The organism is Bradyrhizobium sp. U531 (assembly GCF_051710265.1).
In the GTDB taxonomy this organism is placed as follows: Bacteria; Pseudomonadota; Alphaproteobacteria; order Rhizobiales; family Xanthobacteraceae; genus Bradyrhizobium.
Genome location: NZ_JASVEN010000013.1, coordinates 124,310 through 137,075 on the forward strand (window position 1 = coordinate 124,310; position 12,766 = coordinate 137,075).

The following is a 12,766-nucleotide window of genomic DNA, read 5'->3' on the forward strand; positions in this document are numbered from 1 at the left end:
GGCGCGCGGCGCTATCCCCTCGAATCAACAATGATGCTAGGGTCATGCAGCTTGGGGGAGCATGAGGCGTGACGGGATCGCACAGAGGCCCGTGTTTTCCCGGGTGAGACTGTCAGCTCTTGAGGCGTAACGCGCGGCATGATTCGCATTTCGACGATCTTCATCGCCATCTGCATGGTTCTGGTCGCGGCCTCGCTCGGGCTTGCCCTCTACGCCGTCGCCGGCATCAGCGGAACCGAATCCGCGATCGTGGCGCTGACCGCGCTGACCTTCCTGATCCTCTACAATGCGGTCTCGATGCGGCTGCGCGACCGTAGCGACGTCGGCGGCCAGATCGCCGATCTCTCGCGCGGCACCGCCGACCTCGCCCGCCAGGTGGCCGAGTTCGGCCGCCGGCTGGCGGCGATCGAGGGACGCATCGCCTCGTCCAATTCAACCAACTCCGACCGCATCCAGTCGGTGGTCGGCGAAATCAACGAGCTCGGCGGACTGGTCAGGCAGCTCGCGACCACCGTATCGACCCATGAGGACCTGCTGGCCGGCGCCGCGCCGGCTCCCGCACAGGTCGCCAGCTCTGAGCCCAGACAGGAGCTCAGGCAGGAACTCAGATCCGAGCCCGAAGCGCTGGTCGATCTGGCTGCGCCGTTCGAGGAACTGGCGGTCGCCCCTCCACCGCTTCCCGTGCCCTCCACGCCTCCGGTAGCGCAGCCGCGGCCCGCGCCGCCCCAGGCCCAGACCGTCCTCCCGGTTCAGACGGCCGCCGGACGCAACCAGACGCAATTGCTGGCGACGCTGCGCAATGCCATCGACGAGAACCGCATCGACATCTTCCTGCAGCCGATGGTGACGTTGCCGCAGCGCAAGGTGCGGTTCTACGAGGCGGTGACGCGCCTGCGCGACGAGCGCGACCAGCTGATCGCCGCCGAGGAGTTCATCAGCATAGCGGAAGCGTCCGGCCTGATCGGGCGCATCGACAACATGGTGATGCTGCGCTGCGTGCAGGTGCTGCGGCGCCTGATGGTGCGCAACAAGGACGTCGGCGTGTTCTGCAACGTCGCCGCGTCCACGCTCGGCAATTCCACCACCTTCGCGCAATGCCTCGACTTCCTCGAAGCCAACCGGGCGCTGGCGCCCTCGCTGGTGCTGGAGTTCAAGCAATCGACGTTCCGCAACCTCGGCCCGGCCGAGACCGAGAATCTCGCCGCACTGGCCCAGCGCGGCTTCCGCTTCTCGATCGACCATGTCACGGATCTCAGGATCGAGCCGCGCGAACTGGCCGACCGCGGCGTGCGCTTCATCAAGGTGCCCGCCTCCCTGCTGCTCGACCCCAGGCAGGCCTCGGCCTCGGACATCCACCCCTCGGATCTCTCCGACCTGCTCGGCCGCTTCGGCATCGACCTGATCGCCGAGCGGATCGAAGGCGAGCGCGCAGTGGTCGATCTGCTCGACTACGACGTGCGGTTCGGCCAGGGGTTCCTGTTCGCGCCGCCCCGGCCATTGCGGCCGGAAGGGGCATCTGCTACCGGCGGGGCCTCGCCGAACCAGGCGCAGGACATTCAGGGATCCAATGGCTCCGCTACCCCCGGCCAAGGCACGACATCTGGCACGACGTCTGTCGCGATATCTGGCACGACCTCAGCCGCTCCTTCGGCCCAACGCATCACCGGTAACGCCGCGCTCGCGCGCCGCATCTGATTGGCGCCGAGAATCATGACCACGCTGCATTTCGCCGAAAGCCTGCGCGAGCTCGTGGGCGGTGTGGATGTCGTGCTCAGCGACATCTGGGGCGTCGTTCACAACGGCCTCGAATCCTTCCCCGAAGCCTGCGAGGCGCTGCACACCTATCGCAGTCGCGGCGGTACGGTGATCTTGATCACCAACGCGCCGCGCCCGGCCGACAGCGTGCAGCGGCAATTGCGCAAGCTCGGCGTTGCAGACGAGACCTATGACGCGATCGTCTCGTCGGGCGACCTGACGCGGCACTATGTCGCCGAGCATCCCGGAAGCAAGATGTTCTGGCTCGGGCCCGAGCGCGACAATTCGATCTATCGCGGCCTCGACGCGACGACCGCGCCGCTGGAAGAGGCCGACTTCATCGTCTGCACCGGCCTCTATGACGACGAGACCGAGACGGCGGAAGACTATCGCGGCATGATGCTCAAGGCGCGCGAGCGCAAGCTGACGCTGATCTGCGCCAACCCCGACATCGTGGTGGAACGCGGCGACCGGCTGATCTATTGCGCCGGCGCCATCGCGGAGCTCTATCGCGAGCTCGGCGGCGAGGTGATCTTCTACGGCAAGCCGCACCGGCCGATCTACGAGCGCGCAATGGCGCTCGCCGGCGAGCGCCAGGGCCACCAGATCGACCGGAAAAAGGTGCTGGCGATCGGCGATTCCGTCCGCACCGATCTCACCGGCGCGCGCGAATTCGGCATCGACTGCCTGTTCGTGACCCGCGGCATCCATGCCGAGGAGTTCGAGGGCCTCGACCAGCTCGACCCGAAATCGGTGATGGAGCTGTTCGGCCACCCGCCGAAAGCCTTGATGCGCGAATTGAAGTGGTGATGGCGTAGCTTTCCGTCAGTCCGGGCAGTATGCGGCACCGCTCCGGAATGACGACCCCCAACGCAAAAAGCCCGGGACAAGCCCGGGCTTTGCAAATTCATCCGATGACTTCGAAAGCGCCTTACGCGCTCGCCATGTCCGGAAAGACCGCTTCGATCTTGGTCTTCAGCGTCGCCGCGTTGAACGGCTTGACGATGTAGTTGTTCACGCCGGCCTTCTTGGCCGCGATCACGTTCTCGGTCTTGGATTCCGCCGTGATCATGATGAAGGGCGTCGTGGCGAGGTTCGGATCGGCGCGCACTTCGCGCAGCAGATCGTAGCCCGTCATCGGCTCCATGTTCCAATCGGAGATCACGAGGCCATACTTCTTGCCGCGCATCTTGTTCAGCGCTGCCGAACCGTCGCTGGCATCGTCGATATTCTCGAAGCCAAGCTGCTTCAGCAGATTCCGGATGATACGGATCATGGTGCTGTAGTCATCAACCACCAGAACCGACATCGACAAATCAACCGCCATCTCGACTCCCCCAACGCAAACCCAGGAAATGTTACAATCGGACCTGCCCGGCTCCAGCCCCGCAGTTCCACGTTTCAAGCACTAACACCAAGGCGTTAAACAGCGCGTTAATCGCGGACGGCCCCGAAGGATTGAAATGCCATTCAATCCACCCCCGCCCCTGCCGCTTGACTTCGTCAGGCGGGTCAAGCCACGGTCCGGGCCGGTCCTGCCGCTTCGAGAATTCCCCTGATGGCCCCGCATTTTACCGTTATCCGCGACAATACGCCGGATTCCGCGATTTTGAGGGGCGCTGTGGTCGCGATGGGCAATTTCGACGGGGTTCACCTCGGCCACCGCGCCGTGATCGCCGCAGCCCTGGAAATGGGCCGGGCGCATGGCCGCCCTGCGCTGGCGCTGACTTTCGAGCCTCATCCACGGCGTTTTTTCAGCCCCAACACCCCCCAATTCCGCCTGACGGACGAGCGGGCCAAGCTGCGGCTTCTGGCCGGCACCGGGCTTGCCGGCGCCGTGGTCATGACCTTCGACAAGGCCCGCGCCGGGACCAGCGCGCAAGATTTCATTCACCATGACCTCATCGGACGGCTCGGCGTCAGAGGGATCGCGGTGGGGTACGACTTCCATTTCGGCAAGGGACGGGTCGGCTCGCCCGCTCTCCTGGTCAACGAGGCCCCCCGGCTCGGCATCGAGGTCGACGTGCAGGCGCATGTCGACATCGACGAGCGGCCGGTGTCCTCCAGCGCGATCCGGATCGCCCTCGCCGAGGGGCAGCTCGACGAAGCCACCACCATGCTGGGCGCGCCCTGGTTCGTGACCGGCGAGGTGATCCACGGCGAGAAGCGCGGCCGCGACCTTGGCTATCCCACCGCCAATATCCGCCTGGACGCCAATTGCGGGCTGAAGCACGGCATCTACGCCGTGCGGGTCGGCCGCGGCCAAGGAAAGGATCGGGTGCGGCTGGACGGGGTGGCCAGCTTCGGCCGCCGCCCGACCTTCGACAACGGTGCGCCCCTGCTGGAAATCTTCCTGTTCGACTTCAAGGGCGATCTCTACGGGCAGGAGCTGGACTGCGCCTTCGTCGGCTTCATCCGCGAGGAGCTGAAATTCGAGGGCATCGAGGCCCTGATCCGGCAGATGGACGACGATTCCGCCCGCGCCCGCGCGATCCTGGCCGCGGCCCCGGACGCGTTTCCGAGGCTCGGCACCGTCGCTTGAAGGTCGAACCCTGCCTCCCCGAACCTTTGCGCTTCCCTTTTGCGCTTCTCTTTTGCGCTTCCTTTGGCCCCCTGCTATGGAGAGCCCATGTTTGCGCGGCGCATCATAGGGATTAGCGGCCCGGCTTCCGCCTGAGCTTTCAGCTCGGCGCAAGACCGGGATTTTGTCGTTTCACCCCGCGATTCCGCATCGCCATCCGTTCCCGCGCCATTCCGAGCCAGTCAGTCCCATGTCCGAAAAGCCGCAAAAGTCCCAAAAGTCTGAAGCCAAAGACTATTCGAAGACCCTGTTCCTGCCGCAGACCGAATTCCCGATGCGCGCCGGCCTGCCGCAGCGCGAGCCGGAGATCCTCAAGCGCTGGTACGAGATCGGCCTCTACGAGAAGCTGCGCGAGACCGCGAAGGGCCGCGCCAAGTTCGTGCTGCATGACGGCCCGCCCTACGCCAACGGCAACATCCATATCGGCACGGCGCTGAACAAGATCCTCAAGGATCTCGTCACCAAGAGCCAGCAGATGCTTGGCTTCGATTCCAACTACGTGCCGGGCTGGGACTGCCACGGCCTGCCGATCGAATGGAAGGTCGAGGAAGAGCACTATCGCAAGAAGGGCAAGCAGAAGCCCGACTTCCGCGACTCCACCGCGATGATCGATTTCCGCAAGGAATGCCGCGCCTACGCGACGCACTGGCTCGGCGTGCAGCGCGAAGAGTTCAAGCGCCTCGGCGTCATCGGCGATTGGGATCATCCCTACGCCACCATGAGCTTCCCGGCCGAGGCCCAGATCGCGCGCGAGCTGATGAAGTTCGCCGCCAACGGCACGCTCTATCGCGGCTCCAAGCCTGTCATGTGGAGCGTGGTCGAGAAGACTGCGCTCGCCGAAGCCGAAGTCGAGTACGAGGATCACACCTCCGATACGGTCTGGGTGAAGTTTCCGGTCACCTCGCCCGCACATGGCGCGCTCGCGTCCGCAAGCGTCGTGATCTGGACCACCACGCCCTGGACGCTCCCCGGCAACCGCGCCATCTCGTTCTCGCCGAAGATCGGCTACGGTCTCTACAAGGTGACGGATGCGCCCGCCGACAACTGGACCAAGACCGGCGATCTCCTGATCCTCGCCGACGCGCTCGCTGAAGAGGTCTTCAAGCAGGCGCGCGTGACCGCTTACGAGAAGGTCCGCGACGTCCCCGGCGACACCATGGACGCGATCGAATGCGCCCATCCGCTGAAGGGCCTTGCCGGCGGCTACGACTTCATCGTGCCGCTGCTGTCCGGTGATCACGTCACCGACGACACCGGCACCGGCTTCGTGCACACCGCGCCCGGCCATGGCCGCGAGGACTTCGATGTTTGGATGGCGCAGGGGCGCGATCTCGACGCGCGCGGCATCTCGACCGCGATCCCCTACACCGTCGACGAGAACGGCGCCTACACCGATCATGCGCCCGGCTTTGCCGGCAAGCGCGTCATCAACGACAAGGGCGAGAAGGGCGAAGCCAACGAGGCCGTGATCAAGGCGCTCGTCGAACGAGGCATGCTGCTCGCGCGTGGCCGGCTGAAGCATCAATATCCGCATTCCTGGCGCTCCAAGAAGCCGGTGATCTTCCGCAACACGCCGCAATGGTTCATCGCGATGGACAAGGACGTCGCCACTGGTGGCAAGACGACGTCCGGCGACACGCTGCGCGCCCGCGCGCTGCACGCGATCTCGGTGACGCAATGGGTGCCGCCGTCGGGCGAGAACCGCATCAACGGCATGATCGAGGCGCGGCCCGACTGGGTGATCTCGCGTCAGCGCGCCTGGGGCGTGCCGATCGCCGTGTTCGTGCGCGAGAAGGGCGATGGCTCCGCCGAGATCCTGCAGGACGAAGCGGTGAACACCCGGATCGGCGAAGCCTTCGAGAAAGAAGGCGCGGATGCCTGGTACGCCAAGGGCGCCCGCGAGCGCTTCCTCGGTTCGCGTGCGAGCGAGGACTGGCAGAAGGTCGACGACATCCTCGACGTCTGGTTCGATTCCGGCTCGACGCACGCCTTCGTGCTCGAAGACCCCGTGCATTTCCCGGGCCTCGCCGGCATCAAGCGCAAGGTCGATGGCGGCACCGACACCGTGATGTATCTGGAAGGCTCGGACCAGCATCGCGGCTGGTTCCACTCCTCGCTGCTGGAGAGCTGCGGCACGCGCGGCCGCGCGCCTTACGACATCGTGCTGACCCACGGCTTCACCCAGGCCGAGGACGGCCGCAAGATGTCGAAGTCGCTCGGCAACACCATCGAGCCGCAGGCCGTCATCAAGGAATCCGGCGCCGACATCCTCCGGCTCTGGGTCGCGTCCTGCGACTACACCGACGACCAGCGCATCGGGCCGGAGATCCTGAAGAACACGGTCGAGACCTACCGCAAGCTGCGCAACACCGTGCGCTGGATGCTCGGCACGCTGCATCATTACAAGCCGGCTGAGGCGGTTGCGCCGGCCGAGATGCCCGAGCTCGAGCGGCTGATGCTGCACGAGCTCGCGGTTCGTGCCGCCGCGGTCGACAAGGCCTATCGCGAGTTCGACTACAAGACCGTGGTCGCGACCCTCTCCGCCTTCCTCAACAGCGAGCTCTCGGCGTTCTACTTCGATATCCGCAAGGACACGCTGTATTGCGAGCCGCCGTCGTCGCTGACGCGCAAGGCGGCGCTGACGACGATCGACCTGCTGTGCACCTCAATCCTGAAATGGCTGGCGCCGATCCTCAGCTTCACCGCGGAGGAAGGCTGGCGCATGTATCGCCCCGACGCCGAGCCGTCGGTGCATCTGACGCTGTTCCCGACCGACCTTGAAAGATTCCGCGACGACAAGCTTGCGGAGAGATGGCAGATGATCCGTACGGTGCGCCGGGTCGTCACCGGAGCGCTCGAGATTGCGCGCGCGAACAAGCTCATCGGCTCCTCGTTGGCGGCCTCGCCTGAGATCTATCTGGCGGAGGAATTCATGGGACCTTTGTTCGACGTCGATTGGGCGGAAGTCTGCATCACCTCCAACTTCGAAGTTCATGTCCTCCGCGGCGACGAGAAACTCCCCCCGGAAGCCTTCACGATCGACGGCGTGTTCGAGATCGGTGTCATCGTGAAAGAAGCGCAGGGTCGTAAATGCGCCCGCTCCTGGAAGATCTCGCAGTTTGTCGGCGACGATCCTGAATATCCCGACGTCACCCCGCGCGATGCCAAGGCGCTGCGCGAGTGGAAGGCGTTGGGCGTGAGCGTCTGATCACCGGCATGAACCCGCTCAGCGCCGGCATCCTCGCGGCCCTGGTCACCCTCGTGGCCGACCAGGCCTCGAAGCTTTGGCTTCTGAACGGGTTCGACCTCGCCCGCCGCGGCGTCGTCAAGGTGACGCCGTTCTTCGACCTGGTGCTGGCCTGGAATATCGGCATCAGCTTCGGCTGGCTGCAGAACGACAGCCAGGCGGCCCAGCTCGCGCTGATGGCGGTCAAGGCCATCGCCGTGGTCGCCCTGGCGATCTGGATGGCCCGCTCCAACACCCGCCTGGCCACGGTCGCGCTGGGCCTGATCATCGGCGGGGCCATCGGTAACGGCATCGACCGCCTGGCCTATGGCGCGGTGGTCGATTTCGCCCTGTTCCACATCGAGATCGGCGGAAATACCTATAATTGGTATGTGTTTAACCTCGCCGACGTGGCCATCGTTGCTGGGGTGGCGGGGCTATTGTATGATTCCTTCCTAGGGGTACCCGCCGCAAAAGCGCCCTGATCCCGGCCGATACGGACGGGCAGGTGGAACCCGCTTTTTGCGAGGACTGGCCGCGTGCGAGCGGCGATCTGCCACAATATGGAACAGGTACAGGTATGCGCAGCTCGAAGACCAGCGGTTCGATGGTTCGAGACCCCTCATCGGGGTTGTGGCGGGCGTTGAAATTGTCCGCCGTCGCACTCGGCATCGGTCTCGTCATGTCGGCTGGCGCGGCCCGCGCCGGTGACGACGACGACGAAGATGACGGGATGACCTTCGAAGAGAAGATCATCGACAATCTGATGTCCGGCATCGGCGCCAAGAGCATGGAGAAGAAGGGCATCGAATACCGCGAGCGCTCGCCGCTGGTGGTGCCGCCCAAGCTCGATCTGCCGCCGCCTGCGACCGAAGCCAAGGCTGCGCCCAACTGGCCCAAGGATCCCGAGGAAAAGCGCCGCAAGGAAGCCATCGCCGCGCGCAAGAAGGCGACCAAGGAAACCGAGAACTGGCAGGCCGCCCGACCTCTGACGCCCGCCGAGATGAAGGCCGGCCAGGTCGCCGCCGCCCCCCGGGCCACCAACGACCCGATCCAGCCGGGCACCAACGGCAATCCGTCGCTCAGCCCTGCCGAGCTCGGCTTCTCCGGCGGTCTGTGGAACATGATGAAGGGCGGCAACGCCACCGAAGAGAAGAAATTCAGCAGCGAGCCCCCGCGCCAGTCGCTGGTCGAGCCGCCCCCGGGCTATCAGACGCCCTCGCCGAACTACGCCTATGGCGCCGGCCCGGACAAGACCCGCCGGACCTATTTCGACATCATGTCGGGCAAGGACAAGGAACAATAACGTTCCCGTCCTGCCGAGGCGAACCCGGCGCCGGCGTGCCACACGCCGGCCGCGTTCAATGAATTGCCTATCAGTAACTTGCCTACGTGTTGAGTTCTCTGCTTCGTGACGCGAAGCCTCAGCCGCACGGTGTAGCATGCCGTGCCTCGCGAGCCGGGCATCCGGACTCGCCCTTTCATTAGGGATCATGATGTCATCTTACCGATCGGCCTGCCTGCTTGCCGCGCTGCTTTCGACGAGTGTCCTTTCAACCGGCGCCGCCATTGCCCAGACCACGGTCACGTCGGCGCCGCCCGCCAGCTTCACGCTCCCCAACGGCATGCAGGTCGTGGTGATCCCCGATCATCGCACTCCCGTGGTCACCGAGATGATCTGGTACAAGGTCGGCTCGGCCGATGAGACGCCGGGCAAGTCGGGCCTCGCCCACTTCCTCGAGCACCTGATGTTCAAGGGCACGTCGAAACATCCGGTCGGCGAGTTCTCCCAGACCGTGCTCCGCGTCGGCGGCAACGAGAACGCCTCGACCTCGGTCGACTACACCAACTATTACCAGCGCGTGCCGAAAGAGCAGCTCCCAACCATGATGGAGTTCGAGGCCGACCGCATGACCGGCCTGATCCTCAAGGACGAGAACGTGCTGCCCGAGCGCGACGTCGTGCTCGAAGAGTACAACATGCGCGTCGCCAACAATCCGGATGCGCGGCTGAACGAGCAGATCATGGCCGCGCTCTATCTCAATCATCCCTATGGCCGGCCGGTGATCGGCTGGCACCAGGAGATCGAGAAGCTGGATCGCGAGGACGCGCTCGCCTTCTACCGCCGCTTCTACGCGCCCAACAACGCGATCCTGGTGATCGCCGGCGACGTCGAGGCCGCCGACATCCGCCCGCTGGTCGAGCGCAATTTCGGATCGATCCCGGCCCAGCCCGCGATCCCGGCTCGCCGCGTTCGTCCGCAGGAGCCGGACCCGGCGGCGCCCCGCACCGTCACGCTCGCCGACCCCCGCGTCGAGCAGCCGAGCATGCGACGCTATTATCTCGTACCCTCCGCGACTACGGCTGCGGCCGGCGAGAGCGCGGCGCTCGACGTGCTGGCGCAGCTGATGGGCAGCGGCAGCAATTCCTATCTCTACCGCGCCCTCGTGGTCGACAAGCCGCTCGCAGTCTCCGCCAGCGCCAGCTATTCGAGCATCTCGCTCGACCCGACCCAGTTCGCGATCGCGGCCTCGCCCAAACCAGGCGTCAGCTTCGCTGACGTCGAGCAGGTGGTCGACGGCGTCATCGCCAACGTCGCGCAGAACCCGATCCGCGCCGAGGATCTGGAGCGCGTGAAGACCCAGCTCATCGCGGAGGCGATCTACGCCCAGGACAATCAGGCCGTGCTGGCGCGCTGGTATGGCGGCGCGCTGACCACGGGCCTGTCGATCGAGGACATCCGGAGCTGGCCCGACCGCATCCGTGCGGTCACCGCCGAGCAGGTCCGCGCCGCAGCTCAAAAATGGCTCGAGAAGAACCGCTCGGTGACGGGCTATCTGATCAAGGACACCAGTGCCGCCAAGCGCGAGGAGAAGCGTTCGTGACCTATCCCTTCCTTCGACGCGTTGCATTCTCGTTCGTCACCGGCGCCGCGCTGTCCCTCGCCGCCATCTCGCCCTCGGTCGCTGCTGCGAAGATCCAGCGTCTGGTTTCGCCCGGCGGCATCGAGGCCTGGTTCGTGCAGGACGCGACCGTGCCGCTGATCGCCATGGAATATTCCTTTGCCGGCGGCTCGGCCCAGGATCCCAAGGACAAGTCGGGCGTCGCCAATCTGGTCGGTGACCTCCTCGACGAAGGCTCCGGCGATCTCGATTCCAAGACTTTCCACGAGCGGCTCGAGCGCCGCGCCATCGAGCTGTCCTTCAGCGCCAGCCGCGACACCTTCCGCGGCAGCCTGCGCATGCTGCGCGACAACAAGGACGAGGCCTTCGACCTGTTGCGAAGCGCGCTGACCTCGCCGCATTTCGACCCTGCCGACGTCGAGCGCATCCGCTCGCAGGTCATTTCGGGCCTGCGCCGCGAGACCACCAACCCGACCTCGCTGGCGAGCCGCAAGTTCCTGGAGGTCGCCTTCGGCGATCATCCCTACGGCCGGCAGACCAACGGCAACCTCGACAGCGTCCCGACCATCGGGATCGCCGACCTGAAGGACTATGTCGGCCGGGTGATCGCCAGGGATGGGCTGAAGATCGCCGTCGTCGGCGACGTCGATCCGGAGACCCTCGGCAAGCTGCTCGACCACACCTTTGGCAGCCTGCCCGCCAAGGCCAATCTGACGCCGGTCCCCGACGTCGACGCCGCAAAGCCGCCGCAGCGCGCCTTCGTGACGCTCGACGTGCCGCAGACCGTCATCACCTTCGGCGGCCCCGGCGTGAAGCGCAACGATCCGAACTTCATGGCGGCCTATGTCGTCAACCACATCCTCGGAGGCGGCGGATTGTCGTCGCGGCTCTATCACGAGGTGCGCGAGAAGCGCGGCCTCGCCTATTCGGTCTATGAAGCGCTGCTCTGGATGGAGCACTCGGCGATCTTCATCGGCAATACCGGCACCCGTGCCGACCGCTCGGGCGACACCATCGAGGCCGTCGACAAGGAAGTTCGCCGTATCGCCGACGAAGGCCCGACCCAGAAGGAGCTCGACGAGGCCAAGTCCTACCTCAAGGGCTCGCAGATGCTCGCGCTCGACACCTCCTCCAAGCTGGCGCAGGCGCTGCTGCAGTACCAGCAGGACAAGCTGCCGATCGACTATATCGAGCGGCGCAATGCCATCGTCGATGCCGTGACGCTGGACGACGCCAAGGCCGCCGCCAAGCGGCTCTGGGGCCAGGGCCTCCTGACCGTCGTCGTCGGCCGCGCCCCGCAGGCGGCGGCGCAGCCCTCCGCAGGCCCGGCAACGAAGTCGAACTGACGTTTCCGACGTCGACTGCAATGGCCGGGCTCGCCCCGGCCATTTGCGTTTCCACCAAGCACAATTGCCGAAATCAGACGTCCGCGATATGTCCGGACATCACAGATGGTGCCATCATGCTGCGGATATCCCGCGATCTCGTCATCGACGAGGACGACATCGAGATCGGCTTTGTCCGCGCCTCCGGGCCGGGCGGGCAAAACGTCAACAAGGTCTCGACCTCGGCGCAGCTGCGCTTCGACACAAGCAAGCTGACCATCCCTGAGGATGCCGCGATCCGGCTCGCCCGCATCGCCGGCCAGCGCATGACCAAGGACGGCGTGATCGTGATCCACGCCCAGCGCTTCCGCACCCAGGAGCGCAACCGGCAGGACGCCATCGACCGGCTCGTCGAGATCCTGACCGAAGCGATGATCCGGCCAAAGCCACGCCGCGCGACAAAGCCGACTTTCGGCTCCAAGCAACGCCGGCTCGAAGGCAAGAAGCGCCGCAGCGACGTCAAGGCCGGTCGCGGCGGTCGCTTCGACGACTAAACGTACGGCAGAAGCTCCGGCCGCGGGGGCAACCGGAGCTCTGCCGTCTCGCCGGAATGACTAGTAGCGCTTGCCTGTGGCACCGCCCGTCGCGGTATCGTCGGTCGTTCCCTTGTGCACAGCGCTGCCCGTGGTGCCGACCGTACCTTTGGTGCTCTTGGTTGGCTTCATGCCAGTCTTCTCGCCCGCGGCACCCGGCTGGGCATTCATTTCCTCATCGCCGCTGCCCATCGTGCTGCCTTGCATGGGCTTGCTCTGCACCGTGCCGCCCGACTTCGCGGTGGGAGGCGCGCTTTGCGCGAGAACGGGCGTCGCAATGAGAGCCGACAGAGCGCATGCGATCATCGAGGTCTTGACCAACTTCATCCATTTCTCCTGGATTTTTCCGCGATGAATGGCTCGGCCGTTTCCGACGCCGCTTG

At 65.4% G+C, this 12,766-nt stretch carries 11 protein-coding genes; 9 read left to right on the plus strand and 2 right to left on the minus strand.

Features of this window, described 5'->3' with window-relative positions:
• Positions 1-138 precede the first annotated feature (138 nt).
• Both QRQ56_RS36100 and QRQ56_RS36105 read left to right on the plus strand, forming a co-directional pair.
• Positions 139-1,695 (plus strand): EAL domain-containing protein, encoded by a 1,557-nt coding sequence (locus QRQ56_RS36100; RefSeq protein ID WP_438746355.1) that lies wholly within the window; start codon positions 139-141, stop codon positions 1,693-1,695.
• A 15-nt stretch (positions 1,696-1,710) separates the two neighbouring features.
• Positions 1,711-2,565, plus strand: coding sequence for a TIGR01459 family HAD-type hydrolase (locus tag QRQ56_RS36105; protein WP_438746357.1), 855 nt, complete (start codon positions 1,711-1,713; stop codon positions 2,563-2,565).
• 121 nt (positions 2,566-2,686) lie between these two features.
• On the opposite strand, the gene QRQ56_RS36110 is transcribed toward QRQ56_RS36105, so the two are convergent.
• Entirely contained in the window at positions 2,687-3,082 is a 396-nt protein-coding gene (locus QRQ56_RS36110) for a response regulator (protein ID WP_007596883.1), read from the minus strand.
• A gap of 231 nt (positions 3,083-3,313) precedes the next feature.
• Between QRQ56_RS36110 and QRQ56_RS36115 the strand changes: the two genes are divergently transcribed.
• From QRQ56_RS36115 to arfB, 7 genes are all read left to right on the plus strand, one after another.
• Positions 3,314-4,297: a bifunctional riboflavin kinase/FAD synthetase gene (locus QRQ56_RS36115; RefSeq protein WP_438746359.1), complete on the plus strand. Its 984-nt coding sequence runs from the start codon at positions 3,314-3,316 to the stop codon at positions 4,295-4,297.
• Positions 4,298-4,526: 229 nt separating this feature from the next.
• Positions 4,527-7,544, plus strand: coding sequence for an isoleucine--tRNA ligase (ileS, locus tag QRQ56_RS36120; protein ID WP_438746361.1), 3,018 nt, complete (start codon positions 4,527-4,529; stop codon positions 7,542-7,544).
• Between the two features lie 8 nt (positions 7,545-7,552).
• On the plus strand, positions 7,553-8,047 hold the full coding sequence (gene lspA, locus QRQ56_RS36125) for a signal peptidase II (RefSeq protein WP_438746364.1): 495 nt from the start codon (positions 7,553-7,555) through the stop codon (positions 8,045-8,047).
• Positions 8,048-8,142: 95 nt separating this feature from the next.
• Complete coding sequence (locus QRQ56_RS36130) at positions 8,143-8,868, plus strand: hypothetical protein (protein ID WP_438746366.1); 726 nt, start codon at positions 8,143-8,145, stop codon at positions 8,866-8,868.
• A 187-nt stretch (positions 8,869-9,055) separates the two neighbouring features.
• Positions 9,056-10,447, plus strand: coding sequence for a M16 family metallopeptidase (locus QRQ56_RS36135; RefSeq protein ID WP_438746368.1), 1,392 nt, complete (start codon positions 9,056-9,058; stop codon positions 10,445-10,447).
• Positions 10,444-11,811, plus strand: coding sequence for a M16 family metallopeptidase (locus QRQ56_RS36140; protein ID WP_438746369.1), 1,368 nt, complete (start codon positions 10,444-10,446; stop codon positions 11,809-11,811). The genes QRQ56_RS36135 and QRQ56_RS36140 overlap by 4 nt, the downstream gene beginning before the upstream one ends.
• Before the next feature lie 116 nt (positions 11,812-11,927).
• Positions 11,928-12,344 (plus strand): alternative ribosome rescue aminoacyl-tRNA hydrolase ArfB, encoded by a 417-nt coding sequence (arfB, locus tag QRQ56_RS36145; protein WP_438746371.1) that lies wholly within the window; start codon positions 11,928-11,930, stop codon positions 12,342-12,344.
• 60 nt (positions 12,345-12,404) lie between these two features.
• On the opposite strand, the gene QRQ56_RS36150 is transcribed toward arfB, so the two are convergent.
• On the minus strand, positions 12,405-12,710 hold the full coding sequence (locus QRQ56_RS36150) for a hypothetical protein (protein ID WP_438746373.1): 306 nt from the start codon (positions 12,708-12,710) through the stop codon (positions 12,405-12,407).
• Positions 12,711-12,766 lie beyond the last annotated feature (56 nt).